At 71.5% G+C, this 26,971-nt stretch carries 21 protein-coding genes and 3 tRNA genes; 9 read left to right on the top strand and 15 right to left on the bottom strand.

All coding sequences use genetic code 11. The annotated features are described in order from the left end of the window. Positions 1–49 precede the first annotated feature (49 nt). Both dnaG and OHA73_RS15590 read left to right on the top strand, forming a co-directional pair. Positions 50–1,957, top strand: coding sequence for a DNA primase (dnaG, locus tag OHA73_RS15595; RefSeq protein ID WP_267070549.1), 1,908 nt, complete (start codon positions 50–52; stop codon positions 1,955–1,957). 153 nt (positions 1,958–2,110) lie between these two features. After that, entirely contained in the window at positions 2,111–3,397 is a 1,287-nt protein-coding gene (locus OHA73_RS15590; RefSeq protein WP_266719919.1) for an RNA polymerase sigma factor, read from the top strand. Between the two features lie 124 nt (positions 3,398–3,521). Here OHA73_RS15590 and OHA73_RS15585 read toward each other — a convergent pair whose 3' ends face one another. The 4 genes from OHA73_RS15585 to OHA73_RS15570 form a co-directional block, all read right to left on the bottom strand. Beyond that, positions 3,522–5,447 carry an ABC transporter ATP-binding protein gene (locus OHA73_RS15585; RefSeq protein WP_267070550.1) on the bottom strand — a complete coding sequence of 642 codons (1,926 nt, stop codon included), beginning with the start codon at positions 5,445–5,447 and terminating at the stop codon, positions 3,522–3,524. Continuing rightward, a complete protein-coding gene (locus OHA73_RS15580; protein WP_266719923.1) occupies positions 5,447–7,186 on the bottom strand; it encodes an ABC transporter ATP-binding protein in 1,740 nt (579 codons plus the stop codon). Before OHA73_RS15580 ends, OHA73_RS15585 begins: the two co-directional genes overlap by 1 nt. Before the next feature lie 173 nt (positions 7,187–7,359). Beyond that, on the bottom strand, positions 7,360–8,790 hold the full coding sequence (locus OHA73_RS15575; RefSeq protein WP_266719925.1) for a xylulokinase: 1,431 nt from the start codon (positions 8,788–8,790) through the stop codon (positions 7,360–7,362). Positions 8,791–8,857: 67 nt separating this feature from the next. Continuing rightward, entirely contained in the window at positions 8,858–9,169 is a 312-nt protein-coding gene (locus tag OHA73_RS15570; protein ID WP_266719927.1) for a YtxH domain-containing protein, read from the bottom strand. A gap of 180 nt (positions 9,170–9,349) precedes the next feature. Here OHA73_RS15570 and OHA73_RS15565 point away from each other — a divergent pair. The 3 genes from OHA73_RS15565 to OHA73_RS15555 all read left to right on the top strand — a co-directional run bounded on the left by OHA73_RS15565 (position 9,350) and on the right by OHA73_RS15555 (position 9,751). After that, a tRNA-Asn gene (locus tag OHA73_RS15565) sits at positions 9,350–9,422 on the top strand. 5 nt (positions 9,423–9,427) lie between these two features. Next, positions 9,428–9,500, top strand: a tRNA-Asn gene (locus OHA73_RS15560). Positions 9,501–9,677: 177 nt separating this feature from the next. Further along, positions 9,678–9,751, top strand: a tRNA-Ile gene (locus OHA73_RS15555). A gap of 123 nt (positions 9,752–9,874) precedes the next feature. On the opposite strand, the gene OHA73_RS15550 is transcribed toward OHA73_RS15555, so the two are convergent. The 11 genes from OHA73_RS15550 to OHA73_RS15500 form a co-directional block, all read right to left on the bottom strand. Continuing rightward, the gene (locus tag OHA73_RS15550) at positions 9,875–10,912 is read right to left on the bottom strand and encodes a rod shape-determining protein (protein WP_266719929.1); all 1,038 of its coding nucleotides are present in this window, start codon (positions 10,910–10,912) and stop codon (positions 9,875–9,877) included. A gap of 483 nt (positions 10,913–11,395) precedes the next feature. Then, a complete protein-coding gene (locus tag OHA73_RS15545; protein ID WP_443063080.1) occupies positions 11,396–11,983 on the bottom strand; it encodes a hypothetical protein in 588 nt (195 codons plus the stop codon). Beyond that, positions 11,958–12,782, bottom strand: coding sequence for an FkbM family methyltransferase (locus tag OHA73_RS15540; RefSeq protein ID WP_327655328.1), 825 nt, complete (start codon positions 12,780–12,782; stop codon positions 11,958–11,960). The genes OHA73_RS15545 and OHA73_RS15540 overlap by 26 nt, the downstream gene beginning before the upstream one ends. Beyond that, a complete protein-coding gene (locus OHA73_RS15535) occupies positions 12,779–13,021 on the bottom strand; it encodes a Trm112 family protein (protein WP_266719935.1) in 243 nt (80 codons plus the stop codon). Before OHA73_RS15535 ends, OHA73_RS15540 begins: the two co-directional genes overlap by 4 nt. After that, the gene (locus OHA73_RS15530) at positions 13,011–13,925 is read right to left on the bottom strand and encodes a hypothetical protein (RefSeq protein ID WP_266719937.1); all 915 of its coding nucleotides are present in this window, start codon (positions 13,923–13,925) and stop codon (positions 13,011–13,013) included. The genes OHA73_RS15535 and OHA73_RS15530 overlap by 11 nt, the downstream gene beginning before the upstream one ends. A 6-nt stretch (positions 13,926–13,931) precedes the next feature. Then, a complete protein-coding gene (locus OHA73_RS15525; protein ID WP_327655327.1) occupies positions 13,932–14,678 on the bottom strand; it encodes a class I SAM-dependent methyltransferase in 747 nt (248 codons plus the stop codon). Beyond that, the gene (locus OHA73_RS15520) at positions 14,675–15,976 is read right to left on the bottom strand and encodes a condensation protein (protein ID WP_327655326.1); all 1,302 of its coding nucleotides are present in this window, start codon (positions 15,974–15,976) and stop codon (positions 14,675–14,677) included. Before OHA73_RS15520 ends, OHA73_RS15525 begins: the two co-directional genes overlap by 4 nt. After that, entirely contained in the window at positions 15,973–20,226 is a 4,254-nt protein-coding gene (locus OHA73_RS15515) for a DUF3367 domain-containing protein (protein WP_327655325.1), read from the bottom strand. Before OHA73_RS15515 ends, OHA73_RS15520 begins: the two co-directional genes overlap by 4 nt. Then, a complete protein-coding gene (locus OHA73_RS15510; protein WP_327655324.1) occupies positions 20,223–20,978 on the bottom strand; it encodes a class I SAM-dependent methyltransferase in 756 nt (251 codons plus the stop codon). Before OHA73_RS15510 ends, OHA73_RS15515 begins: the two co-directional genes overlap by 4 nt. After that, positions 20,975–22,129 carry a glycosyltransferase family 4 protein gene (locus tag OHA73_RS15505; RefSeq protein WP_327655323.1) on the bottom strand — a complete coding sequence of 385 codons (1,155 nt, stop codon included), beginning with the start codon at positions 22,127–22,129 and terminating at the stop codon, positions 20,975–20,977. The genes OHA73_RS15510 and OHA73_RS15505 overlap by 4 nt, the downstream gene beginning before the upstream one ends. 181 nt (positions 22,130–22,310) lie before the next feature. After that, positions 22,311–23,321, bottom strand: coding sequence for a DUF3068 domain-containing protein (locus OHA73_RS15500; protein WP_266719949.1), 1,011 nt, complete (start codon positions 23,319–23,321; stop codon positions 22,311–22,313). 406 nt (positions 23,322–23,727) lie between these two features. Between OHA73_RS15500 and OHA73_RS15495 the strand changes: the two genes are divergently transcribed. The 4 genes from OHA73_RS15495 to OHA73_RS15480 all read left to right on the top strand — a co-directional run bounded on the left by OHA73_RS15495 (position 23,728) and on the right by OHA73_RS15480 (position 26,870). Further along, positions 23,728–23,880: a hypothetical protein gene (locus OHA73_RS15495; protein ID WP_267070556.1), complete on the top strand. Its 153-nt coding sequence runs from the start codon at positions 23,728–23,730 to the stop codon at positions 23,878–23,880. A 4-nt stretch (positions 23,881–23,884) separates the two neighbouring features. Further along, a complete protein-coding gene (locus tag OHA73_RS15490) occupies positions 23,885–25,114 on the top strand; it encodes a helix-turn-helix domain-containing protein (RefSeq protein ID WP_327655322.1) in 1,230 nt (409 codons plus the stop codon). A gap of 134 nt (positions 25,115–25,248) precedes the next feature. Continuing rightward, positions 25,249–26,025, top strand: a complete 777-nt coding sequence (locus tag OHA73_RS15485) for an IclR family transcriptional regulator (RefSeq protein WP_266719953.1) — start codon at positions 25,249–25,251, stop codon at positions 26,023–26,025. Next, positions 26,022–26,870 (top strand): SMP-30/gluconolactonase/LRE family protein, encoded by an 849-nt coding sequence (locus tag OHA73_RS15480; RefSeq protein WP_266719955.1) that lies wholly within the window; start codon positions 26,022–26,024, stop codon positions 26,868–26,870. Before OHA73_RS15485 ends, OHA73_RS15480 begins: the two co-directional genes overlap by 4 nt. Positions 26,871–26,971 lie beyond the last annotated feature (101 nt).

The following is a 26,971-nucleotide window of genomic DNA, read 5'->3' as shown; positions in this document are numbered from 1 at the left end:
CTTCTGGAGCGGTGACAGAAGTGTCAGTGGCGGCCCGTAGAATTGCCGCGTGGCAGGCAGGATCAATGACGAGGACGTGAAGGCGGTTCGGGACGCGGTCCCGATCGACGCCGTGGTGTCCGAGTACCTGCAACTGCGCAACGCGGGCGGCGGAAACCTCAAGGGTCTGTGCCCGTTCCACGACGAGAAGTCCCCGTCCTTCCAGGTCAGCCCCAGTAAGGGCCTGTTCCACTGCTTCGGCTGCCAGGAGGGCGGCGACACCATCACATTCGTGATGAAGGTCGACCACCTCTCCTTCTCCGAGGTGGTGGAGCGCCTCGCCGGTCAGGCGGGCATCACGCTGCGCTACGAGGAGGGCGGGTACAACCCCACCCACCAGCGCGGCGAGCGCATCCGCCTCGTCGAGGCGCACAAGGTCGCCGCGCAGTTCTACGTCGACCAGCTGGAGTCGCCCGAGGCCGAGATCGGCCGCAAGTTCCTCGCGGAGCGCGGCTTCGACCAGGCTGCGGCCCAGCACTTCGGCGTCGGCTACAGCCCGGCGGGCTGGGACCACCTCACCCGCTTCCTGCGCGGCAAGGGCTTCAGCGACAAGGAGATCCTGCTCTCCGGGCTCTCCCAGGAGGGCCGCCGCGGCCCCATCGACCGGTTCCGCGGCCGTCTGATGTGGCCGATCCGCGACATCGGCGGCGAGGTCGTCGGCTTCGGCGCCCGCCGCCTGCGCGAGGACGACAACGGGCCGAAGTACCTGAACACGCCCGAGACGCCGATCTACCGCAAGTCCCAGGTCCTGTACGGCATCGACCTCGCGAAGAAGGACATCGCCAAGTCCTCCCGCGCCGTCGTCGTCGAGGGGTACACGGACGTGATGGCCTGCCACCTGGCCGGCGTCACCACCGCCATCGCCACCTGTGGCACGGCGTTCGGCGGCGACCACATCAAGATCCTCCGCCGGCTCCTGATGGACAACGGCTCGGCGCGCGTGATCTTCACCTTCGACGGCGACGCGGCGGGCCAGAAGGCCGCCCTGCGCGCCTTCGAGGACGACCAGAAGTTCGCCGCCGAGACGTACATCGCGATCGCGCCGGACAACATGGACCCGTGCGACCTGCGCCTCGCCAAGGGCGACGACGCGGTCGCCGAACTGGCCGAACCCCGCACGCCGCTCTTCGAGTTCGCGCTCCGCCAGATCGTCGCCCGGTACGACCTGGAGACCCCGGCGGGCCGCGCCGCCGCGCTCGACGAGGCGGCGCCCGTCGTCGCCCGCATCAAGAACAGTGCCTCGCAGCACGAGGTCGCGGTCCAGCTCGCCGGGATGCTCGGCATCCTCGACACCCAGTTCGTGGTCAAGCGGGTGGGGCAGCTCGCCCGTTGGGCCCGCGAGCGCGGTGGCCGCGGGCCAGCGCCCGCCGCCGGGCGCGGCGGTCCGGGGGCCGACCCCGCCGCCGCCACGACCCGCCCCTTCGGCGGACCGGCACTCACCCTGCGCAACCCGGTGTTCACGACCGAACGCGAACTGCTCAAACTCGCCTTGCAGTACCCGCAGTTGGTGTCCCCTGCCTTCGACGCGTACGGGGTCGACGAGTTCACGGCCGACCCGTACGCCGCCGTCCGCCAGGCCGTCATGGACGCGGGCGGCGCCGAGCAGGGCGTCCACGACCCGCAGGAGTACCTGATCGCGGTGCGCGAGGCGGCGCCCGACGACGCGGTGCGGGCGATGGTGACCGAGCTCGCCGTCGAGGCCATCCGCCGCAAGACCGTGGACGAGGCGTACGCGGGGGAGCAGCTGGTGACCGTGCGCAAGCGGGCCGTCGACCGCCGCATCCGGGACGTCCAGGGCACGCTCACCCGCCTCGGCGCGGGCGGCGACCCGCACCAACTGGCCACGGTGCAGAGCGAGTTGTGGGTGCTCCAGCAGTACGGCCAGGCGCTGCGCGAGCGGGGCGCGGAAGCCCTGTAGGTGCCCGCACTCCGATGCGCCGTTTGCGGCTGTTCGGATCCGGGAAAGGCGGGTAACCGTCCAGCACGGTAACCACGCGGTCACGCACCGGACTCAAAAAGTCAACGCACGCCCCTCGTGGCGGCACTGTGTCGTACTCCACACTGGGTTGCGGTGCCTGAGTCCTCGGAGCGCGGCCGGAGCCCGGACAACGGGTCCGACACCCCCGCGGTTCCGCTCATCGCGTACGGGACGGACAGCGGCGAGGCCGTCGTTCCCGCCCCCCTGCCGCACGCCTCAGATGCGATCACTTTGGAGGTCGCCCCCGTGCAGACCCAGACCCTCACCCAGAGCGACAGCACAGCGCAGGCCCTCGCCGAACCCGAAGCCGCGCCCAAGGGTGCCGTGCCGCAGGGCGACGTGCTGGCTTCTGTGCCCTCGCAGAGCCGCGTCGAGCACCATCCCGAGGCCGAGCCGGAAGAACCGGCCGGCCCCCAGGGGTCCGTGGACCCGCCCGAACCGGTGCGCGGCGCCCGCACCGAAAGCGCCAGTCCGTCCTCCGACCTGTTCCGGCAGTATCTGCGCGAGATCGGCCGGATCCCGCTGCTCACCGCGGCCGAGGAAGTGGACCTCGCGCGGCGCGTCGAGGCGGGCCTGTTCGCCGAGGAGAAGCTCGCCCACGCCCCCGACCTCGACTCCCAACTCGCCCTGGACCTCGACAAATTGGTGGTCATGGGCCGGATGGCCAAGCGCCGCCTCATCGAGGCGAACCTGCGCCTGGTCGTCTCCGTCGCCAAGCGGTACGTGGGCCGCGGCCTGACCATGCTCGACCTGGTCCAGGAGGGCAATCTCGGCCTGATCCGCGCGGTCGAGAAGTTCGACTACGCCCGCGGCTACAAGTTCTCGACGTACGCGACCTGGTGGATCCGCCAGGCGATGAGTCGCGCCCTCGCCGACCAGGCGCGCACCATCCGGGTCCCGGTCCACGTCGTCGAGTTGATCAACCGGGTCGTCCGCGTGCAGCGCCGCATGCTGCAGGAGCGCGGTTACGAGCCGACCCCTCAGGAAGTCGCCGTCCACCTCGACCTGACGCACGAGCGGGTCAGCGAAGTGCTGCGCCTCGCTCAGGAGCCGGTGTCCCTCCACGCCCCCGTCGGCGAGGAGGACGATGTGGCGCTCGGCGACCTCATCGAGGACGGCGACGCCACGAGCCCCGTGGAATCGGCGGCGTTCCTCCTGCTGCGCGAACACCTGGAAGCCGTGCTCTCCACGCTCGGCGAGCGCGAACGCAAGGTCGTCCAGCTCCGCTACGGCCTCGCCGACGGCCGCCCCCGCACGCTGGAGGAGATCGGCCGCATCTTCGGCGTCACACGCGAGCGCATCCGCCAGATCGAATCAAAAACCCTGAACAAACTCCGCGACCACGCGTTCGCGGACCAACTGCGGGGCTACCTGGACTAGTTCCACATCAAGCCCCGTCGGCGGTTCGGCCAATCAAGCCCCGCCGGCGATTGAGGCGCGGGGCCCGGGGCAGAGCCCCGCGACCGCAACCCCGACGGGGCAAGAGATCAGGCGGACCCGGGCGTCAGTCGACCTCGGCGACCGCCTGCGCGAACTGCGCCTCGTACAAACGCTGATACGCCCCATCCGCAGCGACCAGCGCCTCGTGCGAGCCCTGCTCCACGATCGCCCCGTTCTCCATCACGAGAATCGTGTCCGCATCCCGAATCGTCGACAACCGGTGCGCGATCACGAACGACGTCCGGCCGGAGGCCAACCGCGCCATCGCCTTCTGGATCAGCACCTCGGTCCGGGTGTCGACGGAGGAGGTCGCCTCGTCGAGCACGAGGATCACCGGATCGGACAGGAACGCCCGCGCGATGGTGATCAGCTGCTTCTCACCCGCGCTGACGCCGGTGCCCTCGTCGTCGAGCACGGTGTCGTACCCGTCGGGCAGCGTCCGGATGAACCGGTCGGCGTGCGCGGCCTTCGCCGCCTCCTCGACCTCCTCGCGGGTGACGTCCTTCGGGGCCCCGTACGCGATGTTCTCCGCGATGGTCCCGCCGAACAGCCAGGTGTCCTGGAGCACCATGCCGATCCCGGCGCGCAGCTCCTCCCGCGACATCTTCGCGATGTCGACGCCGTCGAGCGTGATGCGCCCGCCCGTGACCTCGTAGAACCGCAGCAGCAGATTGACGAGGGTCGTCTTGCCCGCGCCCGTCGGCCCGACGATCGCCACCGTGTGACCGGGGTCGGCCGTCAGCGACAGGTCCTCGATGAGCGGCGTGTCCTTCTCGTAGCGGAAGGCCACGTGCTCGAACTCGACGTGCCCGCGCAGGTTGTCCGGCTTCTCGCCGGGCACCGGCTCCGCCGACTGCTCCTCCGCGTCGAGCAGTTCGAAGACCCGCTCGGCCGTAGCGACACCCGACTGCACCAGGTTCGCCATCGACGCGACCTGCGTCAGCGGCATCGAGAACTGCCGCGAGTACTGGATGAACGCCTGCACATCACCGATGGACAGCGACCCACTGGCCACCCTCAATCCGCCCACGACAGCGACCAGCACATAGTTCAGGTTCGAGATGAAGAACATCAGCGGCTGCATGATGCCGCTGTTGAACTGCGCCTTGAACGACGCCTCGTACAGCGCGTCGTTCTGTTCGGCGAACAGCTCCGCCGACTCGTCCTGCCGCCCGAACACCTTCACCAGGTTGTGGCCGGTGTACATCTCCTCGATGTGCGCGTTGAGCGCGCCGGTCGCCCGCCACTGCTGCACGAACTGCGGCTGCGACCGCTTGCCGACCTTCGCCGCGACGAACACCGACAGCGGCACCGTCACCAGCGCGACCAGCGCGAGCAGCCAGGAGATCCAGAACATCATCGCGAGCACACCGATGACGGTCAGCAGCGAGTTGAGCATCTGCCCCATCGTCTGCTGGAGCGTCTGCCCGAGGTTGTCCATGTCGTTGGTCGCCCGGCTCAGTACCTCGCCGCGCTTCTGCTGGTCGTAGTACGACAGCGGCAGCCGCGACAGCTTGCCCTGAAGCTCGGCACGGAGCTGCCCCACGGCCAGGTTGATCGTCCGGTTGGCGAGCCGGGTGCCGATCATCATCGTCAGCCCCGCGACGGCGAACACGGCGAGGCCGAGCAGCAGCACCTCACCGATCGCGCCGAAGTCGACGCCCTGTCCCGGCGTGAAGTCGACGCCGCCGAGCATGTCGGCCATGCCGCCGTCACCCTTGGCGCGCAGGCCATCGAGGACCTGTTCCTTGGTCTGCCCGGCCGGCATCTGCCCGCCGATGATCCCGCCGAACAGCAGATCGGTGGCGTGGCCGAGGATCTTCGGCCCGACCACCGACAGGCCGACGCTGATCACGACGGAGACGAGCACCCCGATCACCGCCGTGCGGTGTGCGGCGAGCCGCTTCAGGAGCCGCTTGCCGGACCCCTTGAAGTCCATCGAACGCGAACCGGGCGCACCGGCCGCCATCCGCCCCATGGGCCCACTCATCAGGCGGCCTCCGCTTCCGTCAGCTGGGAGAGAACGATCTCCCGGTACGTCTCGTTGTCGGCCATCAGCTCGTGATGGCGTCCGGTGCCGACGACGCGGCCCTCGTCGAGCACGATGATCGTGTCGGCGTCGCGGATCGTCGAGACCCGCTGGGCCACGATCACCACGGTCGCCTCGGCGGTCTCCTCGCCGAGCGCCCGGCGCAGCGCCGCGTCGGTCGCGTAGTCGAGCGCGGAGAACGAGTCGTCGAAGAGGTAGATCTCCGGCCGCTGCACCAGCGTGCGCGCGATGGCGAGGCGCTGGCGCTGACCGCCGGAGACGTTGGTACCGCCCTGCGTGATGGGTGCGTCGAGCCCGCTCTCCAGCTTGCCGACGAACCCCTTGGCCTGCGCCACTTCCAGCGCGTGCCACAGCTCGTCGTCGGTGGCGTCCGGATTGCCGTAGCGCAGGTTCGTGGCGACGGTGCCGGAGAACAGGTACGGCTTCTGCGGCACGAGCCCGACCGTCTTCGCCATCAGTGCCGGGTCGATCCCGCGGACGTCCTCGCCGTCCACGTAGACCGTGCCGGCCGTGGTGTCGTACAGCCGCGGCACGAGGCCGAGCAGCGTCGACTTGCCGCTGCCGGTCGACCCGATGATGGCCGTGGTCTCGCCGGGGCGGGCCGTGATGTCGATGCCGCGCAGGATGGGTTCCTCGGCGCCCGGGTAGCCGAAGTCGGCGCCCCGCAGCTCCAGATGGCCGTGGCGGCGCAGTTCACGCACCGACGCGTCGGGCCGTGGCGGCACCACACTCGAATCGGTGCCGAGCACTTCCTGGATGCGCTCGGCGCACACCTCGGCGCGCGGCATCATCATGAACATGAACGTGGCCATCATCACGCTCATCACGATCTGCATCAGATACGCGAGGAACGCGGTCAGGTCACCGATCTGCATGCCGCCGCTGTCGATGCGGTGCGCGCCGAACCAGACGACGGCGATGGACGCGACGTTCACGATCGTCATCACGAACGGGAACATCAGTGCCATGATCCGGCCGGTGGCGACCGACACATCGGTCAGGTCCCGGTTCGCGGCTCCGAACCGGTCCTTCTCGAAGTCGTCGCGGACGAAGGCGCGGATGACGCGGTTGCCGGTGATCTGCTCGCGCAGCACCCGGTTCACCGTGTCCAGCTTGACCTGCATGGACCGGAACAACGGCCGCATCTTGCGGATGATCAGCGACAGGACGATCGCCATGACGGGCAGCACGGCGAGCAGCACGCCCGACAGCGGCACGTCCAGGCCGAGCGCCATGACGACGCCGCCGACACACATGATCGGCGCCGAGGCCACCAGCGTGAACGTCATCAGGGCCAGCATCTGGACCTGCTGCACGTCGTTCGTGGTGCGGGTGATCAGCGAAGGGGCGCCGAACTGGCCGACCTCGCGGGCCGAGAAGGACTGCACGCGGTCGAAGATCCCCGCCCGCAGGTCCCGGCCGACCGCCGCGGCGGTCCGGGCGCCGAAGTAGACGGCGCCGGTGTTGCAGACGACCTGGACGACGGTGACGCCCAGCATCAGGGCGCCGAACTCCAGGATGTAGCCGGTGTCGCCGTTCACGACACCGTTGTCAATGATGTCGGCGTTCAGGGTGGGCAGATACAGCGAGGCGCAGGTCTGCAGGAACTGCAGCAGCACCAGCAGCCCGATGGGTTTCTTGTACGGACGGAGATAGGTCCGCAGAAGTTTTATGAGCACGCTCGGTCTCTCGTGGTCGGCGGTCGGGGTGGGAGCGGTGAGCGGGGAGGGGGATCGCCGCGCGCGCCGTCTGTCACTACGGCGACGCATGGAGCCCTATCGTCCGACACTCCACCCGCGTTACCTCAACCGATTTATCCAAGAGTGCTCAAAGTCCGGCCGCCGCACCGGTGTCAGGCGAACGCGCCGGGGTGGATCTGGTCCCGTACGGCCCGGTACTGCTGCCGCACCGCCTGGCCCACCGGCAGCTCGTCGCCCGCCTCGAAGACCTGCGCGGCCGCGCCCTGCCACTGCGGCAACTGCCCGTTCAGCGCCCACGCGGCCTGTCGCGCCGCGCCGATCGCCGCGTAGTCCGCGGGCTGCGGCACCACGACCTGCGCCCCGAACACGGCCGGCGCCACGCTCTGCACCGCGTGCAGCTCGGCGGCGGCGCCCAGCAGGAACACCCGCCGTATCTCCACGCCACGCCCACGCAGCACATCCATCGCGTCGGCGAGCCCGCACAGCATGCCCTCGAAGGAGGCCCGCGCCAGATGCTCGGGCTTCATGGACTCTCTTCGCAGCCCGCTCAGCGTCCCCGCGGTGTGCGGCAGATTCGGCGTCTTCTCGCCCTCCAGATAGGGCAGGAGTACGAGTCCGTGGGCGCCCGGCGTCGACTTCATGGCCAGCTCGGACAGCTCCTCCAGGCCTCCGTCGAGCCCCAGCATCTCGACCGTGCCCCGCAGCGCCCGTACGGCGTTCGACGTATGCACGACGGGAAGATGCATTCCGGTCGCGTCGGCGAGCGAGGTGATGGAGCCGCTGGAGTCCACGAGCGCCTCGTGGTGCACGGCCATCACGGAGCCCGATGCCCCGAGCGAGACCACGGCGTCCCCGGACTGCACGCCGAGCCCGAACGCGGCGGCCATCGTCTCCCCGGTCCCGGCCGAGATGACCAGGCCCTCAGGGGTCCGCCCGGCCGCCTCACCGGGGCCGATCACCTCCGGCAGCGCCACCTGGTGCCCGAGCGCAAGCTCCACCAGATCGGGCCGCCACGCGGCGGTCGCCGCCGACCAGTAGCCGGTGCTGGAGGCCCCGCCGCGGTCGGTGGTCCGGCGCGCGGGCCGGCCGAGCAGCTGCCACACCAGCCAGTCGTGCGCCTGCATCAGGGCGGCCACCTGCTCCGCGTTCTCCGGCTCGCTGCGCGCAAGCCAGCGCAGCTTGGTCACCGGCAGCGCCGCCTGCGGCACGGTCCCGACGGCCTCGGCCCACGCCTCGCGCGAGCCGAGCCGGTCGATCAGGTCCGCGGCCGCGACCTGCGCCCGCTTGTCCCCGCCGACCAGGGCCGGGCGCACGGTGTTGCCCTGCGCGTCCAGCGGCACCACGGTGTTCTGCTGCGCGGAGACCCCGATGGCCTGCACGCTCTCCAGCAGCCCGCCGCCGGCGGCCTCGCCGAGTGAGAGCAGCCACGCCTGGGGATCCACGTCGGACGGCCGTCCGCCGCCTTCCGGTGCCTCCAGCGGGTGCGGGGCGTACCCCTGCCGCAGCACGGCCCCGGTGTCGGCGTCACAAACGACTATGCGCGTAAATTCGGGCGAACTGTCCAGCCCGGCGACTATCCCCATGACTGAAATTCTGCCGTACCGCCGGAGGAATCTGTGCCGTCGGGCTCGCGCCGTAGGGTCCGGGGCGTCAGGTGTTGCTGGTGCCCCAGTCGTCGGTCGCCCCGCCGTCGGCGCTGCCGCCGCGCTCGCGCAGCGTGCGCACCCGGTCGGCGACCGAGTCCGGAACCTTGCTCTCGACCTTCTCGCTCACCGAGTGGAAGGCCTTGCCCGCGACGTTCCGCGTCTGCTGCGCCGCCGTCTCCGCCGTATTGCGCACGGTCGGGTTCTGGGCGATCTCGCGCGCGGACTTCTTCAGCTTCTCGTAGCGCTCGCGACCTGCCCTCGTGCCCAGCACGTAGCCCAGGGCCAGACCTGCGATGAATGTGAGCCGATAGCGCATGGTCGGCCACCCTTTCCGTAGTGAGGCGTCGTGGTCAGTGCGGTCATCGTGGAGCTTGTTGATCACCTGAGGGATACCGATTGGCGGAGCACCCCCCACCTTGCGCTAATGTATGTGTCGCAGCGAGCGCACGCCGCCTGGTGAGTACCCAGGTGGGTTCGTTCGAAGCAACGAGGTCATTCCCCTGTAGCTCAATTGGCAGAGCAGTCGGCTGTTAACCGGCAGGTTACTGGTTCGAGTCCAGTCGGGGGAGCTCGATCTCCTGTAGCTCAATTGGCAGAGCAGCCGGCTGTTAACCGGCAGGTTACTGGTTCGAGTCCAGTCGGGAGAGCTGTGAACAAGTCCCTCCGGAGTCCACTCCGGAGGGCTTTTTCTTGCCTGGTGGAACCGTCCGCGCGCGCGGGGAGTCCTCATGGTCGTGCAGAGCCGGACCATCCGAGGCAGGAGATCGTATGAGCGGCTATGCTGCGGCAGACGGCGCGCACACTTGTACGCGCCACGCTGAGACGGGGCGGTAGCTCAGCCGGTTAGAGCAGCGGACTCATAATCCGTCGGCCGTGGGTTCGAGTCCCACCCGCCCCACCGCAAGTACGCGGCGCAGAAACGATGCGACCAGCTCGTACGTAACCTGATGGCCCGTCACGGAAACCGTGACGGGCCATCTGTCATCCGATGGGCGGGCTCGATGCCCGGGGGTGTGCGCGGTCAGTCGGTCAGGGGGCTCAGGGACATCGGCTGGATCCTGCCCTCCAGCATCTCGCCGAGCCCGCGCACCGCGCACACGTCGGGGCGCTCGGCGATGTGCACCGGGACGCCCGTCGCGGACCGCAGCATCTGGTCGAGGCCGGGCAGCAGGGCGGAGCCGCCGACCATCATGATGCCGCGCTCCGTGAGGTCGGCGACCAGGTCGGGCGGGCAGTCGCGCAGCACCCTGCCGATGCCGTCGAGGACGGCGGTCAGCGGGGTGTGGATCGCGCTGCGCACGGCGGCGGTGTCCACATGTACGGAGCGGGCCAGGCCCGTCGCCACGTCGCGGCCGTGGATCTCGGTCTGCTCCGGGCCCTGCGGGGTGAGGCCGTTGCCGCTCAGGGCGAGTTGCAGGGGGCGTACGGACTGGGACGGCAGCATCAGCGCGTGGTGCTGGCGCAGGTGCTGGACGACCGCGTGGTCGATGGCGTCGCCGCCGACGGGGATCCGGGCGGCCGTCACGATCGAGCCGAGCGAGAGGACCGCGATCTGGGTGGTGGCCGCGCCGCAGACGATGATCATCGTGGCCTCGGGCTGTTCCACCGGGAGGCCGCAGCCGACTGCGGCAGCGATCAGGGTGTCGACCAGCTCGACCCGGCGGGCGCCGAGGCCGATGAGGGTCTCGACGGCGGCGCGCTGGGCCAGCGGGTCCGCGTCGTGCGGGATGGCGGCCGCCGCACGGAGGCGGGGCTTGCGGCGAAGGGTGCGGCGGAGCTTGTCGCCGAGCAGGTGGCGCAGCATCCGCTGGGCCATCTCGATGTCGACGACCGTGCCGCCGGAGACCGGGCGCACGACGCGGATGTAGTGCGGGGTGCGGCCTGTCATCTTCTCGGCGAACTCGCCGACCGCGATCAGCGCGCCGGTGCGGGTGTTGACCGCCGCCGCGCTCGGTTCATCGACGACGAGGCCCGCGCCCTTCACATACACGCGGGTGCGCGCGGCACCGAGATCGACGGCGAAGTGGCAGCGGCGCAACTGCTCCAGACTGGCGGTCATGGCAGATCCTCCCGAGAGCGCGGACCGTGGTGGGCTCGCCGGGCGGCGACCCTTCTGGCATCCTGCGGTCGCGCGCGGGAGGGCGCTCGTTGGAGTAGGCCGGGCGGGTCCACAAACGCCGGGGCGCCGCCTCCCGTGGGACGTGGGAGACGGCGCCGCTTCGGTGTCCGACGGTGTTACACCAGCCAGCCGAGGAAGTGGGCGAGGCCGGCGACGATGTCGGTGATGACGTTCATGTGACGCGTTCTCCTAGCGATGATGCAAAGTGCATCGGTGATGCAAAGTGCATATGGGACTTGGGACTTGAGATGTGCATCGCGATGCGGTCGCTACGGTCTGCAGCCCGTTGCTTGCGCACCGTAAGCATCGTTGTTCACGTACGCCCCATGCAAACTCTTCGGCTACGACCACCTGTTCAAGGGAACAACTGCGCCCCTGTTCGTTTTTTGTGTTCGTATTCCGGATGGGCCTCGCGGGTGAATCTCAGGCCTCGTACCAGCGCTGGAGCAGCCCCCAGGTGAACTCCGCCCGCACCTCGCGGGGCGTCCCCGCCTCGTCCGGGGCGTGGAACGCCAGGCCCCAGCGGGTGGGCGCCGAGCCTTCGAGGGGGCGGGCCGGGGCGAAGGCGCGGGCCGCCTCGTCCACCGTGCAGGACCAGGGCGTCAGATCGGCGAGGGTGCGCAGGGCCGGGCCCGGGGTGCCGGGGGTGCGGATCAGCCACTCGTTCCAGATCCCGCCCGTGGGGGCGAGCAGCACCTCGAAGCGCAGGTCGGGCCAGAGCGGCACCGGCCACAGCAGCGCCTCGCACTCCAGGTCGCCGACCTTGCGGAGCAGGGTGCGCTCCGGGGCGCCGAGCACGGACCGGTAGCGGGAGACCGCCGCCTGCGGGTGGCGGGAGTGCAGCTTCGCCTGCCAGCGGCGGTTCGCCTCCCGCATCTCGGCGACGGAGGCACCGAGGTCGGCGCGGGCGGTCTCCACAAGGTCCGGGTTGTGGTCGGCCATGCGGCGCAGCAGGACCAGTTGGAAGTCCAGCGGGGTGAAGGGCTCAGCTGGTGCGGGCATGCGCTCCATGGTGGCGTACGTCGCCGGGGGCCCGCCCGTCCGGAAGGAACAGCACCGAGTTCACGTACCGCGGGCGGCGTCTTGTCGGGGTGAGGGCGCGGCGCAGCAGGCCCTGCGAGGCGATGTGGGAGGTGCCGCGCTGATGGGCCGCCAGATCGTAGGAGGGCAGGGGTAGCCAGTCGGTCTCCGGCAGGACCCAGCCCTCGTAGCCCTGGGCGCGGAGATGGGCGACGACCGGGGTGATCGGCTGGATGCGGGTCTCCAGCTCGATGAAGAGGGCGGGCCGGTCGTGGGCGAGCAGGGTGCGGGCGCCGCGCAGGACTCGCAGCTCCGCCCCGTCCACGTCGATCTTGATGAAGTCGACGTCGCGCAGGGCGAGTTCGTCCAGGGTCACGCAGGGCACCTCGCGGCCGGTCGGTGCGTGCAGGTCGTCGCGGCGGACGAGCGAGGACACCCCGCGTTCGCCGCGCTCGTCGTGCGGCGGCTGCCACAGCGGGGCCGTGCCGGGGCGGTCGCTGGCGGCGGCTCGGACGACCCGCACGTTCGCCGGCGCGGACGCGGCGAGCACCCGGGCCAGGTGCGGGACCGGTTCGAGGGTGATCACGCGGCGGGCCGGGCCCGCGAGGCGGTGGGTCCACGGGCCGTACCAGCCGCCGACGTCGACCGCCGTGCCGCAGGCCCCGGCGGCGGGCAGCATGTCGGCGAGCCGGGTCAGCTCGGGCTCGAAGCGCGGGTACAGGGCGCGGGCCGTCGCCGCGGTCAGCCGGGCGGGCAGCCAGGGGGCGATCCGGGCGGCGAGTGTCGTCATGGCAGCGCCCGTTTCGCCTGCTCGGCCCGTTGCAGGAGCTGCTCGTGCTCGCCTTCCGCCACCTGTTCGCCGGACGAAGGGAGGAGCTGCGGGATGCCGTCGACGATGGGGTAACGGCGGTGCAGCCGGGGGTTGTAGAGGCTGTCGCCCGTGTTCCCTTCCGGTGCGGGCAGCAGGAGCAGGGGCCCCTTGTCGAGCGGGCAGGCGAGGATCTTGAGCAGCGGGTCGTCAGGGTTCATGCGGGAGCAACTCCCTTGGTTCTTGGTCCGGTTGTGTGGGGGCATCGTGTTTCGGCATCAGGAGGAGCACGGCGACCGCGAGGGCCGTGCCCGTCAGGCGCAGCGTCAGGCGCACCGGCTCGTGGGGCAGCGACTCGCCGAACGCGAGCGTGCCGAGGACCGCCGTGAACAGGCAGGTCACCGTGGTGCACACCGGGACGATCAGCGAGGCGCGGCAGCGTTGCAGGGCCGCCTGCGACATGACGAGCCCGAACGCGCCCGTGCACATCAGCAGATACGGGTACGGGGACGCGAACAGGGCCGGGATGTCCGGGAGTACGCCCGACACGCCCTTGATGGCGAGCGAGCTGACCCCGTAGAGCAGGCCCACCGCGACCCCGTACTCGACGCCCGTGGTCGGGAGCCGGTGGCGGTGCCGCGCGCGGCGTTCCGCGGCGGCGTACAGGGACAGGCCCGCCGCCAGCGAGGGCACGCACACCAGGAGGATGAGGGGTGCGGGGGAGCGGTGCCCCACCGCGTCCGCGTCCTGTTCGAGCGAGAGCACCACCATGAGCAGCGCCGCCAGGATCGCGGCGATGGCGTAGCGCTCGCGGCCCGAGGTGCGTTCGCCGAGGAGCCGGGCCGACAGGAGCAGGAGGATGACCAGGCCGGAGACGAAGATTCCCTGGGCCGCGGCGATGGGAAGCGTCCGGTAGACGGCGAGCTGGGCGCCGAAGCCGGAGGCCAGGGCGATGGATCCGGCCAGCCACAGCGGGCTCGTCACCACCTGCCGCAGGAGGTGGGCGGGGCGGCGCACGCTCACTTCGGGCAGCCGGGTGAGGGCCCGCTTCTCCAGGACGAAGCCCACGCTGTAGAGCGTGTTGGCGAGCAGTGCCGCGCCGACTCCCCATGCCACGGCGGGCATCGCCGCTCACGTCCTTCGTGCGTGCAGGAGAAGGATCGAGGCGAGGGACGGGGCCGCGCAGGCGAGCCGGTCGAGGGGGCGCAGCGGGCGGGGCACCCCGTGGAACGGAGCCCCTGCGAGGCGTACGACCTCGAAGCCCGACGCGGCGACGAACTCCTTCAGGGCGCGGGGGGTGTAGAGGCGCAGGTGGCCGACCACTTCGGTGCCCGGCCTGCCGTGGATCGCGCGCAGGCTCACCTCCGAGAAGACGGGCTGTACGCCGGCGAGGAGCAGGGCCCGGTTGTACCAGGCGGCCAGGTTCGGGGTGGACAGCATCAGATGGCCGCCCGGGCGCAGGACGCGGTGGATCTCGTCGAGCGCGGCGTCGGGATCGACGAGGTGCTCGACGACCTCGGAGAGGAGGACCGCGTCGGCGGACGCGTCCGCGAACGGCAGCCCGTGGCCCGTGAGTTCGCCGCGTACGACCCGGGGGACGCGGAGGGCCGCGCGGCGCAGCGCGTCCTGCGACCAGTCGATGCCGATGAGGCGGTGCTCGTCGGGTCCTGGCAGGAGGCGGGCGGTGGTGGCCGCGGCCGTGCCGTCGCCGCAGCCGATGTCCAGGACGGTGGCGCGGCGGGTGCCGGACAGGGCGGTGGCGAGGATGCGGGCCTGGCGGCGGGTGCGGGGGGTGCCGGAGGCCACCGGGACGGCCGGATTCTCGTAGAAGTCCCTCAAGTCCTTTGGCGGGGCTTCGAGTTCGGGGTGCGTGGTCATGGTGCCTCCTCCTGCGTCGCGTGGAGGTGCTGCTCGAAGAGGTCGCGCAGGCGGGCCCCGTCTCCGGGTCCGAGCAGGGTGCGCGACCAGCGCAGGGCCAGGTGCAGCCGGCCCGCCGTGGACGCCGTCGTGAAGGTGAGGCCGCGCGGCATCCGGGCCGGGGCCGAGAACCAGACGGCGCGGGCCTTGCCGCCGTCGCCGAAGTCCAGCGGGTAGGGGACGCGGCCGATGTTGCTGAGCAGGGTGGTCGACGTCCATGGCGCCGCCACCGTGCGCAGGGCGCGGGTGGCGGCGGCGCGCCAGGCCACCGGGGCGTACGGGCTGGTCAACAATGCTGCCCCGTGGCCGAGTTGGGGTCTGGGCTGGGACTTGAGGGTCGCGGTGCGGGTGGCCGTGAGACGCAGGAGGGCGGGGGTGTCCTTCTCCAACTCGGCTGGTGTGAGGGCCACTTCCACCAGGCGTGTGCCGTTGCCGATGGGCATCGTCGTGTCGCGCGGGCGGTCGTCCACCGGCATGGTGACGCGCAGGGGGCGGCGGGTGTGGTGGGTGCCGTGCTCCTCGTTCCAGTCGGCGATCGTGCGGGCCGTGGCCACCATCAGCTGGTCGTTGACCGTGTACGGGGCGCCCTTCGGGCGGCGGGGCACCGACAGTTCGGTGACCACGAGGCCGTTGCCGGGGCGGGGGTCGGGGGTGCCGGCGGAGACCCGGGCCGGGCGGGACCAGGGGGAGGGCGGGGGCTGTGGGGGGCGTGGGCTCAGGAGCGGGGGAGTGGTGGGTGGCGGGGAGTTGTCGCGGCCGGCGTAGAGCTCCGCCGCGGTGGCGATGACGCGCAGGCAGGCGGGGCCGTCGAGGGCCGTGTGGTTGATGGTGACGAACAGGACGGTGTTCCCGGTCCCGGGGTCCTCCACCGCCTCCAGGCGGATGGGTGGGGAGGCGGTGAGGGGTGGGGCGTCGGCGAGGGAGCGGGTGCGGGCCTCGTGCAGGGCGTTCGGGGTGGGGGCCGGGAAGGAGACGGGTGGTACGTCCGGGGTTTGCGTCAGTTCCCACTCGTAGCGGCTGCTGTACCAGTGGCGGGGGGCCTCGCGCATGAGGATGCGGGGGTGGTGGTGGAGGGCATCGGTGAAGGCGTGGGTGAGGCGGGTGGGGTCGAGGCGGGCGGTGAGGTGGATCTCGATGTGGACGGTTTCCGGTTCGCGGTCCTGGAGGCAGTGGCGGGAGACTTCGTCGACCGTTGGGAAGGGGATGCGGGTGGGCCGGTTGCCGTGGTTGCCCCGGGCGGGGCGGTCCAGGGTGGTCATGGGGCGCTCCCCGGGGTTGTGGGTTTCTGCGGGAGCGTGGGGGTGCGGTCCGGAGTCGGGTCCGGGGGAGTCGCCCCTTCCTCCCCTTCCCGTCCCGTCGTTGGGGCTGCGCCCCCGGGGGGTGCGGACTCGGGGCTCTGCCCCGGACCCCGCTGGCTCTCGTCCGAAAGGCGGGCTTGATTGGGCAGCGTGAACGTCACCAGCGCCGCGAACAGGGCGACCAGCGCCAGGAGTTGGGCTGCCGTGCTGTAGGCGCCCGCGCCCTCGCGGACCGGTTCTCCCGCGCCTGTTGCTGCCACCGCGCCTGCCGCCGTCATCGCCGCGAAGGCGATCGGGATCAGGAGTGCGTGGCGTTTCCAGGCCAGGAGGGCGAGGGCCGGGACCAGGGCCGCCCAGGGGCCCGCGATCACGATGCCGATGACTGTGAGCAGGGCCGTGCCGATGATCCAGCCGGGGGGTGGTGGTGCGGCCGGGGGCTCCTGTTCCGTGTCCCGCCTGCGCCACAGGCACAGCGCGCCGAGCACCAGGATTGCGGCGCCGGATGCGAACAGGCCCACCTCGTAGGTGCGGGCCGGGGCGTAGGAGAGTTTGACCGTGCCGCTTGAGCCGCCAGGGATCAGCCACGCCTGCTGCCAGCCGTCGAGGCGCAGCGAGCTCAGCTTCTTGCCGTCGAGGGTCGCCTCCCAGCCGTCGTTGGCGTTCTCGTACGTGGTCAGGTACGTCGCCTCGCCCGCGGCGACCTGTACTTCGCGGCGGTCGCCGAGCCAGTCGCGGACCGTGAGACCGCGGACGGTGGGCGCTGCCTCCGTGGTGGCTGTCGTGTTGGTGAGGGTGACGTCCGTGAGGGAGAGGGGGCCGGCGGGCGAGGTCTTCAGGGTGTGGGGGCCCGCCGGGAGGTCCAGGGTGTCGCCGCACGGTTTCACCGTGATCGGGCGGCGTTCGGTCAGGGCGCGCAGGGTGCCGCTCGCCGAGGTGCGGTGGCGGGTGCCGTCGATCGTGATCGTCGGGCCCTTGCCGCAGGGGAGGCTGAACCTGCGGTCGGGCGTGGGCTGTGCGACGCGGTAGGCGTCGAGGGTCGGGATGTAGGCCTCGGTCAGGCCCACCGGGAGTTGCAGGTCCTTGTCGGCGACCGGGTTGTGGACCTTGAGCGGGGCCGACTTGGTGATGGTGATGTCCAGGCGGTTCGTGGTGATGGGGTCGAAGTGGGCCACGCCGTTCTCGTCGACGCCGGCCACCGCCGCCCCGTCCGGGCTGCTGATCTCGATCTTTTCGGGGCGCGTGGTGAGGCCGCCGGCCCCGGCGAGGACGAGCGTGGAGACGGGCTGCTTGTCCGGCCAGCGCAGGTGGATCGTGGGGTCGTCGCCCGCGATCCAGGCCGTCGTCAGATCGCCGTCGGTGAGGTTGCGGGGCGTGGTGTTCAGGCCCAGCTCGGCCGTGGAGTCCGCGGTCGCCGTCATCTTGCGGCGCTGGTCGGGGGCCAGGTCGTAGAGGAGCTTGTCGAGCGCGGGTCCCGGCGTGGGGGCGGCCTTCGCCTCGACGTCGTACGTGGACTCGCCCGTCGTCGAGAAGACGCGGTTCAGGGAGCGCTCGGTGTCGGTGAGGGTGAGGCCGCCGTCGCTCGTGGCGCGGTGGAAGGAGTACTGGTCGGCCTGCTCGGAGTCGGACGGAAGGCGCAGCGCGCGGGTCGCCCTGACGCCGGGGATGTCGATGGACGTGAATCCGGCGCCGGTGAGCCCGGGGCGGGCGCGCTGTGTGTCGAGGATCGTCACGCGCAGCCAATTCGCGGTGCCCGCGGGGGACTTGATCGCCTGGCGTTTGCCGTTCGGCTGGATGTTGGCCGTCGTGGAGCCCTTGTCCGTCTCGATCCGTACGCGGGTCGGGGCCGCCCGCACGTTGTCCTGCGGCAGCGGTGTCAGATGGATGGTGGCGGGGATCCGTGTCGGCGCGGAGAAGCCGATGCGCGCCCATTCGCCCTTGGCGGAGTCGGGGGCGCCCTCCACCCATGCCGTGTCGGGGTCCTTGTCGAAGGCGTTCACCGGGTCGAACTGGGGGAGGTGAAGCAGCCAGTTGCCGCTGGAGGACGCAGTGACCGAGCGGGCGCCCTGGATGTCCGCCGTCGTCTGATGGGTCATGCCGTCGGTCGGCAGGATCTGCTTCGGCGGCTCGTCCGGGTTCTCGGAGGCGTTCGGGCTGTTGCGTTCCTTCGGCGTGTACGGATACGAGGTGTTGGTGTTGACCAGGCCGAAGCGGGTGTCCGCGCGGCGCAGTCCGTCGGCGGCCACGCGCAGGGCGGGGTTGCCGATGCCCGGGTGGTTGTCGCCGGTCAGGACGGCGGGGCGGTTCAGGAAGGACGGGTCGGCGGAGAGCCGGAGCAGGGCCTCGGGGCCGCCGCTGACCTCCGCCGTGTTCCCGACCGGGAGCAGGCCCGCCTGGCCAGGACGGTCGGCGTTGTCCCGCGGCGCGTAGATCTCGACGGCGCGGCTGCGCGGGTAGAGGCCCTCGATCTGGATCGGTGTCTTCTCGGCGATGCGGCCGCCCGTGGTGAGCGGGCCGAAGCCGGTGACGCGCTCATAGCCGGACTCGGCCAGGGTGCGCTTGACCGTGGCCGTGGGGACGTAGCCGAACTGGTCGGGGTCGAGGTCGCCGCGGACCACCACGTACTGCAGGCCCGCTCGGCTCAAGTAGTCCTGGAGGCCCGGTACTTGGGTGCCGCTCATCAGGGCCTGTTCGACGGCGTCCATGGCGCGCCGGTTGCCGCGCGTGCCGAACGGGACGTAGTCGCGCTGCGCCCAGCGGGACTCGGCGAGCACGTCGAGCGGCTGGTCGATGGGGGAGCCCCAGGTGTAGATGCCGTGGGCGGTCGCGGGGACGACCAGGGCGCGGGAGTCGGGCGAGTACTTCTCCAGCCAGTTCGCCGTCGTCTGCCAGTACGTGGGGAGCTTCTGGAACGCACCCGGTTGCAGGATCGAGCCGTTGAGGTACGGCCAGGCGAGCCCCGGCACGATGAGGATCGCGGCGATCAGCGTGGCGTAGCGGCGGGCGCGCACCGGGCGGGCGCCGCGCGGATTGGCGGCCACACCCACGAGGTGGGCGATGCCGAGCGCGAGGGCGAGCGCGATTCCCGTCTGGAACTTGTAGATGTTGCGGAACGGGGCGAGGCCCCCGTCGAGCCACGACTGCACCGTGTCGTGGAAGGGCGCGCCGAGCGAACCCCCGTATCCCGCAAGGGTGACGAGGGCCGCCGCCATGACCGTGAGCAGCAGCCAGCGGCGCTCCGGGATGTCGCGGCGCGCCAGGCCCGCGAGCCCGATCGCGGCGGCGAGCGCCGAGCAGACGATGACGACCACCGACGTCGCCACGGCCCAGCCAGCGGGCAGCCAGGCGTCGCCCAGATGCAGATACGCCACCCAGTTCCCGGCCCCGCGCAGCGTCTCCGTCGCGGACATGGCCTCGGTCGTGGTCTGTGAACTCTCCACGTAAGGAAGGAAGTTATTGCCGTGGATGCCGAGCAGGACGAGCGGGATCGTCCACCAGGCCGTCGCCAGGATCACCGAGGGGAGCCACCAGATGATCTGGCGGCGCTTGCGGGCGGACGGTGGCCGGGAGAGTAAATACAGGCCCACGGGGAGCAGGGACGCCAGTGTCGAGGACGCGTTCACGCCGCCCATGAACGGGATCAGGAGCGCCGACCGGGTCGCCGAAATGCGGGCTGTCGTACGGGGGTTGGTGAGCGGGAGCAGCACCCACGGCAGGAACGCGCCCGGCAGCGCCGCCGCCGACGTCGAGCCGATGACGATCGTGAACGTCGGCCACAGCGCGTACGCCACCGCTCCGAGCAGCCTGCTGCCCGGAGCGCCGATGCCGAGGCGCTCGGCCAGGCGCAGGGCGCCCCAGAAGGCGACGGTCACGATGATCGACATCCACAGCCGCTCGGCCAGCCACACCGGGATCTGCAGCAGATCGGTCAGGCCGTAGTACGGCAGCATCGGGAACGCGTAGCCGATGTACTGGTCGGAGATCCCGCCGAAGCCGGCTCTGTCGTGCCACAGCTCCCCGAGGTCACCGAGGAACTTCCAGGGGTCCTGCGAGACGCCGAGCTTGGTCTCGAACGTGGCACGCCCCGGCTGCACCGCGCAGAACGCGACGAACAACACGGCCCAGAACGCGAACAGCCAGCGGCGCGCACGCGGACCCGGTTCGGGGTCCGGGTGCGTCGCCGCGGCGGGTGGGGCCTGGACCACGGTCGTCATGGACACCGCCTGAGGATGAGGAGAAGGTTCCAGGTGGCGAACTCGCGCACGCCGGGGACCCGCGTGACCGCTTCCGCGAGGAACGGCCAGTAGCGGGAGCGCGCCGCGACGACCGACACGTCGTCGCGGGCGCGCACATGGCGCAGGGTGGGGCCGATGTGATGGGCGAAGAGGTTCTCGCCGAGGGTGTGCTTGGGCGCCCGGCCGGTACGCCGCAGATAGCGGGCCTGCGCGCGGTCGGCGCCCAGATAGTGCCACGGCGCCCACTCGTGACCGCCCCACGGGGACAGCCAGTTGGTGAACGCGACGTAGATCAGGCCGCCGGGCCGGGTGACCCGGATCAGCTCGCTCACGAACGTGTCGCGGTCGGCGACGTGCTCCAGGACGTTCGAGGAGAACGTGACGTCCGCCGACGCGTCGGGCAGCGGCAGCAGATAGCCGTCGGCGACCACCGTGCCCGCCGGCGGGTCGGCGCCCAACTCCCCGGTGTCCGGCTCGAAGAGGAGGGCCTGCGCGCCGCGCGCCCGGAACTCGCGCGTGAAGTGCCCGCTGCCGCCGCCCACGTCCACGACGACCTTCCCGGCCACCTTCCCGTACGCCTCCACCTGGTCGGCGGCGTCCCGGGCGAGCAGCGCGTAGCACGTCTCGGGGTCGCGCTGCTCGCGCAGGAACGCCCGGAAGAGCGCGAGCGAGCGGGCCGGCGACGGATCTCTGAAGCCGGCACGCCCCTTGACCCCCGTGGCCGCCGTCACGGCGTCCAGCCCCGCACCGCTTCCGCCGCCACCGCGCCGAACTGGCGCACGGTGTGGGCCCATCGGTAGCCGGAGGCCCGCTCCTGGGCCGCCTTGCCCATCAGTTCGCGGCGGTGCCCGGACAGGGCGAGCGTGCACCAGGCCGCCGCGAAGGCCGACTCGCCGCGCGCGAGCAGCCCGGTGGCGCCGTCCTCGACGGAGTCGCGCACGCCCGGCACGTCGAAGCCGACCGCGGGGGTGCCGCGCGCCGCCGCCTCGGTGATGACCAGGCCCCAGCCCTCGACGGCCGAGGGGTGGAGGAGCAGCCAGGCCTCGCAGAGCAGACGGTGCTTCTCGGCCTCGGAGACATGGCCCGTGAACTCGACGCCCTTGCCCGCCAGTTGGCGCAGGCGCGGTGCCTCGGGGCCGTCGCCGACGATCACGAGCCGGCCGCCCGTCACCGGACGCACCCGTTCCCACAGGCGCAGCAGCAGATCGATCCGCTTGTACTCGACGAGCCGGCCCATCGCCAGGAACAGCGGTTCGGGGGAGCGGTCCGCACTCGGGCCCGGCTCCTCGACGCCGTTCGGCACGAGGCGGATCCGGTCCCGGTCCACGCCGATGGCGTGCAGCGCGTGTGCCGTCGACGGCGAGACGGCCACGAGCAGATTGCGGCGCTGGGCCCCGGAGAGCGCCCAGTGCTCAAGTCTTCGGCCGAGGTGGGCCGCGGGTGCGAGTGGTCCGCGCAGCCGCATCCGCCACAGGTCCGTGTGGACGTGGTTGACGAGGCAGAGCGTGGGGCCGCGGTGCCACAGCGGGGCCAGGTACGGCATCCCGTTGCAGACCTCGACGAGCAGATCGCAGTCGCCGACCTGGCGGGCGAAGGCCGAGCGCGCCCGCAGATAGTGGGCGTGCTCACCGCCGGCGGAGACGACCCGATAGTCGCGGAAGGCCGCGGGGCCGCCGCACAGCAGCGTCACCTGGTGGCCCTGGCGGGTCAGTCCGTCGGCGAGCCGGTCGACCAGGAGCTCGGAGCCGCCCGCGGCCGGATTGCCGAGGTCGCGGTGGGCGAGGAAAACGATGCGGCGCGGGTGCGGGGGGTCGGCTTGCGGATGCCGCGCGCCGGGTGGGGCCGACGTGGCGCGCAGCGGGAGGGGCACGTGCTGGGGCATTGGTGCTCCAACTCGTCGGGCGTACGCGGGTGTTCGGGCGTACTTGGGTGTACTGGGAGGTACGGTGCCGAGGCTGTGCGGAGCCTGTGCACGGGGTGGGGAGGGACAGTTTTCGCCCCGCTGTTCGATGCGGCTACTCACCCGCGTGACAAGTTTCGGTCCGTATTTGACTGACGTACCGTCACATCGTGGACGTTTCCAGGGTCGTCGGGGACGTATCGGGATCCGGACGCTCCGACCCTTCCCGCTCCTGCCTGCCACCCCTGCCCCGTACGACGAGTACCAGGCCGGCCGCCACGAGCAGCACACCCAGACCCCCCGCCACCAGCGGCAACGTCGTGCCGATCAGCGTGAGCCGGTCGTTGTCGTCCTGGGCCAGCGCCACCTGGTCGCGCTGCGTGGCCGGGGTGAACGCGATCTTCCGGCTGTCCAGGAGCACCGCCGCGTCCTTGTCCGTGCCGGGTGCGCGCAGCGTCTTGCGCGGGCCGATGGCGGCGTACAGGACCCGGCCCGTGCGCTGGTCGACGACGAGCTCGACGCCGTGGTTGGCGTACCACTCCTCGGCGAGGACCTGGCTCTTGCTCGGCTGCCCCACGATCCGGCCGGGCACGAGCCGGGAGCCGGTCCTGGCGGGGGCGACGGTGCCGGTGAACCGGTAGCCCTCGTAGCCCTGCACCTTGGTCACGCCGCTGAAGCGGAGCGGGACCGTCGCGCCGAGCGTGTTGTCCCACCAGGTGTAGGTGCGCTTCTCCACGTTGAAGGGGAACTTCAGGTAGGCCTCGCCGCTGAAGGTGGGCTGCTCGCCGCAGCAGTGCACGGCGGCGTTGGTCTTCCGGTCGGTGACCCAGCGCTCCAGGGTCCATTGCAGTGCGTCGTGCGGGTCGCTCGCCGGGAGGGTCTTCGCGGTGTCGACGGACGTCGTCACGTCCCAGACCGCCCGGCCGCTGCGCTCGCTCGCGGCCACGTCGCCGCGGGCCTGTCGGGTGATGGTGAGCTTGCGATCGCGTACGGTCTTGATCTTCTCGGTGTCGAAGTAGCTGCCGGTTCCGGTGAACACGGTCGTCGCGTCGATGTCGATGCTGGTGCGCTCGGCGCGCGGCTCCACGTACCAGGCGAGCAGCCCCGCCAGGACGAGCAGGAACGTGCCGAGACCTGTTGCGACCAGCGAGAACGGTGAGGCTGTACGGCGCATCCGGCACTCCTGGTGGAAGGGCATCCGCGCTCTGTTCGCGGGCGGCCGGTGAGGGCCCTTCTGACGGGTCAGGCTGGATGCGGACGGCGTCCACGTGCGGTGCAGGCGAGCGGGGTCTGGTGCGTGCAGCTGCAAGGCGGAGGAGGGCGTCAACGCGGAGCGTTGGCAACCGACGACAACGCCGCAGATGCGCGTGCCAGGGCCCGCGACTCCAGCAGGATCCGTCAGAAGGGTCCTTTGGGCCGGGAACCGTAGACGTACTCTTGACGAAGTGTCAACGTCCTGTGGAGACTGGGCACTTGAGGCGGACGGCTTGCCGTACGTCGCAATCGCACGGGTGGGGAACGACCTCGATACCCCGATCGGTGAACTCCGGATCGGGCACGGACGAGAGGCTGACCCTGCGATGAACCGACTGCTCGCCGCCGCGCTGTCCGCGGCCACGGGAGCCGCGCTCGCCTTCGCGGCCGCCTTCGGCGTGCTCGCGCTGATCAACGCGACACCGGACCAGCCCAATACGCCCCTGGTGACCTACGAGACGCCCGGCCAAGGGGGCTGAGCCGGTGCCGGCCACCGCTCGCTCCGCATGGTGCGACGTGCCGCGCCTCCAGGCCAAGCAGTTCGTGGCACTCGCCCTCGACGAGGCACCCCGGCTCGCCCGGGACATCCTCGACGAGATCCACCGTGAGTTCCCCCAACTGCCGGTCGTGCTCGACGAGTCGGGCGAGGCGGTGGCCCTCGTCGGCATCCGCCGCGCCGTCGAGGACTTCGTGCGCGGCTTCGCCGACGGGGCCTCGGACGGCCTTCCGGAGGGCCAGGCCCCGGCGCTCTTCCAGGAGTTCGGGCGCGGCCAGTCCCTGCACGGCCGCACCCTCGACTCGCTCCAGGCGATGTACCGGCTCGGTGTGAAGATGGCCTGGCGCCGCCTCGCCGACATCGGGCAGCGGCTGCACATCCCGCCCCCGGCCATGTACGAACTCGCGGAGGCCGGCTACGAGTACCTCGACGGCCTCGTCGACCAGTCGGTCCGCGGCTACGCGGAGGCGGCCGCCCGGCAGGCCGGGGAGCGCCTGCGCCAGCAGCGCAAGCTGATGGACCTGCTCCTCGAAGGGCGGACCGCGGTGCCCCGCGACCCCGTCCAGGCACTCACCGAACGGGCGGCGCGCATCGGGTGGACGGTGCCCGCGCACGTCGCCGTCGGCGTGCTGCTGCGGCCGGCCCGCGACGCGGTCGCCCCCGCCGTCGGGGCCGACGTCCTCCTCGACATGGAGCCGGAGCGGCCCCGGCTCGTCCTTTCCGAACCCGACGCCGCGGGCCGCGCCGATCTGCTGCGCCGCGCCCTGTCCGGCTGGACCGGGGCGATCGGGCCGCCCGTCGCGCCCGCCGACGCGGCGAAGTCGCTGCGCTGGGCCGAGGCCGCGGTCGGCCTCATGGAGCGCGGACTGCTGCCCGACGCCGAAGTGGTGCAGTGCACCCAGCACACCCAGGCCCTCGTCCTGCTCCAGCCCGAGGAGCTCGTCGACGATCTCGCGCGGCGCGCCCTCGAACCCCTCACCCGGTGCGGCCCCGCGCACGCGCGGCGGCTCGCCGAGACCCTGCTCGCCTGGCTGGAGACCCGCGGCGGCGCCCCCGAGGTCGCGGCCCGGCTCGGCGTCCACCCGCAGACCGTCCGCTACCGGCTGCGCCAGATCCGCGAGCTGTGGGGCGACGAGGTCGACGACCCGGACCGCCGCTTCGAGCTGGAACTGGTGCTGCGGGCCCGGCGTCTTCGGGGGGAACTCGGGCCCGTCTGAGCGGACTCGATGACTCTGTGCAGACCGTGTAGCGGGCATGGGATCACCCATTGCCCGGTCAATGCCCCTGTGTTTAGCCTATGTTCGCGATACCGACCGTCTGTTGAAATACCGAACATAGGGAGGGGTCGGTTGTGGGACGCCTCGTACCAGCCGTGACCCGCGCTCTGGACATCCTGGAGCTGTTCCTGGACGGGGACGGCACGCTGTCCGCCCCCGACATCGTCCGCAAGCTACAGCTACCGCGGACCACGGTCCACGAACTGGTCACCACGCTCGCCGCCCGCCAGTACATCGTGCAGGTCCCGGGACAGCCGGGCCGCTACCGCCTCGGCGTGCGCCCGTACCAGCTCGGCAGCCGGTACGCCGAGCAGCTCGACCTCGCCGCCGAGGGGCAGCACGTCGCCCGCGACGTCGCGGAGACCTGCGACGAGACCGTCCACGTGGCGATCCTGGAGGGCACCGACGTCATCTACATCGCGAAGGTCGACTCCACGCACGCCGTGCGCATGGTGTCCGCCGCGGGCCGCCGCCTCCCCGCGCACTGCACGTCGGTCGGCAAGATGCTGCTCGCGTCGCTGTCCGAGGCCGAGCTGACCGCGCGGGTCCCGGACGACGCGGACCTGGTCGCGATGACCGAGAACTCGATCACCGACCCGGCGGCCCTGCGCACCCACCTGGTCGGGGTGCGCGAGCGCGGCATCGCCGTGGAGAGCCGCGAGTCGAACTCGGACGTGTCGTGCGTCGCCGCGCCCGTACGCGACCGCACCAACCGGGTCGTCGCCGCGCTCTCCATCTCCGTACCGATGATCCGCTGGAGCGACGCGCGCGAGGACGAGCTGGCGGGGCTCGCCGCGAAGGGCGCCGCCGATCTCTCCGAGCGCCTCGGCCACCGGGGGGTGACGCGATGAGGATCCGCGTCGAGGAGGCCGTGCGAGCCTCTGCTGAGCTGGGCGAGGGCCCGACCTGGGACCCGGCCACGGGCCGCGTGATCTGGGTGGACATCCTCAACTCCCGCGTGCACACCTACGAGCCGGGCAGCGGCCGCCGCACCGTCCTCGCCACCGAACAGCACGTGGGCGCCGCCAAGCCGCGCGCGGGAGGCGGCCTGGTCGTCAACCTCCGTGACGGAGTGGGCAGTTACGGCCCGGACGGGGCCTTCACGTGGCTGCACCGCGAGCCCGTCCCCGGGCGGCGCGGCAACGACGCGGCGGTGGCCCCCGACGGCGCGCTGTGGGCGGGTTCCATGTCGTACGACGAGACGCCCGGCGGCGGCAACCTGATCCGCGTCGCCCCCGACGGGGCGGTGACCGAGGTCCTCGACGACGTCACGATCTCCAACGGCACCGGCTGGAGCCCCGACGCCGCGCGCATGTACTACGTCGACACCCCGACGGGACGCATCGACGTCTTCGACGTGGACGGTGAACGGATCGGCAAAAGGCGGGAGTTGGCGGTCGTCGAGGAAGGCTCCGGCTCTCCCGACGGCCTCACCGTCGACGCGGACGGCTGCGTGTGGGTGGCCCTGTGGGGCGGGGCGGCGATCCGCCGCTACACCCCCGAGGGGAAGCTCGACCGGGTGCTCCCGCTACCGGTGAGCCGCCCCACGGCCTGTGCCTTCGGCGGCGCGGACCTCAAGGATCTGTACGTGTCGTCGGCGCGGGTCGGCCTCGAAGCGCCGGAGCCGCTCGCGGGGTCCCTGCTGGTGGTGTCGGGAGCCGGACAGGGCTTGGCCCAACCGGCCTTCGGAGGCTGAGAGTTCGGCCGGGCAGTCCGGTGATGCCCTGCGGGGCGTGCGGCGTTCGCGTCGTGCGCCCCCCGCATTTTTTACCTCCATTCCCGTGCGACCCATTGACG

This window comes from Streptomyces sp. NBC_00483, from assembly GCF_036013745.1.
In the GTDB taxonomy this organism is placed as follows: Bacteria; Actinomycetota; Actinomycetes; order Streptomycetales; family Streptomycetaceae; genus Streptomyces.
The sequence above is the reverse complement of the archived record's forward strand: the minus strand, read 5'-3'. Positions and strand labels throughout refer to the sequence as shown.

Coding starts and splice junctions, on each gene's coding strand:
- OHA73_RS15575 (WP_266719925.1), bottom strand. CDS start 8,790: ATGGGGATAGTCGCCGGGCTGGACAGTTCGCCCGAATTTACGCGCATA.
- OHA73_RS15545 (WP_443063080.1), bottom strand. CDS start 11,983: ATGGAGCGCATGCCCGCACCAGCTGAGCCCTTCACCCCGCTGGACTTC.
- OHA73_RS15570 (WP_266719927.1), bottom strand. CDS start 9,169: ATGCGCTATCGGCTCACATTCATCGCAGGTCTGGCCCTGGGCTACGTG.
- OHA73_RS15525 (WP_327655327.1), bottom strand. CDS start 14,678: ATGACCACGCACCCCGAACTCGAAGCCCCGCCAAAGGACTTGAGGGAC.
- OHA73_RS15495 (WP_267070556.1), top strand. CDS start 23,728: ATGAACCGACTGCTCGCCGCCGCGCTGTCCGCGGCCACGGGAGCCGCG.
- OHA73_RS15550 (WP_266719929.1), bottom strand. CDS start 10,912: ATGACCGCCAGTCTGGAGCAGTTGCGCCGCTGCCACTTCGCCGTCGAT.
- OHA73_RS15505 (WP_327655323.1), bottom strand. CDS start 22,129: ATGCCCCAGCACGTGCCCCTCCCGCTGCGCGCCACGTCGGCCCCACCC.
- OHA73_RS15500 (WP_266719949.1), bottom strand. CDS start 23,321: ATGCGCCGTACAGCCTCACCGTTCTCGCTGGTCGCAACAGGTCTCGGC.
- OHA73_RS15585 (WP_267070550.1), bottom strand. CDS start 5,447: ATGAGTGGGCCCATGGGGCGGATGGCGGCCGGTGCGCCCGGTTCGCGT.
- OHA73_RS15535 (WP_266719935.1), bottom strand. CDS start 13,021: ATGAACCCTGACGACCCGCTGCTCAAGATCCTCGCCTGCCCGCTCGAC.
- OHA73_RS15530 (WP_266719937.1), bottom strand. CDS start 13,925: ATGCCCGCCGTGGCATGGGGAGTCGGCGCGGCACTGCTCGCCAACACG.
- OHA73_RS15480 (WP_266719955.1), top strand. CDS start 26,022: ATGAGGATCCGCGTCGAGGAGGCCGTGCGAGCCTCTGCTGAGCTGGGC.
- OHA73_RS15540 (WP_327655328.1), bottom strand. CDS start 12,782: ATGACGACACTCGCCGCCCGGATCGCCCCCTGGCTGCCCGCCCGGCTG.
- OHA73_RS15520 (WP_327655326.1), bottom strand. CDS start 15,976: ATGACCACCCTGGACCGCCCCGCCCGGGGCAACCACGGCAACCGGCCC.
- OHA73_RS15515 (WP_327655325.1), bottom strand. CDS start 20,226: ATGACGACCGTGGTCCAGGCCCCACCCGCCGCGGCGACGCACCCGGAC.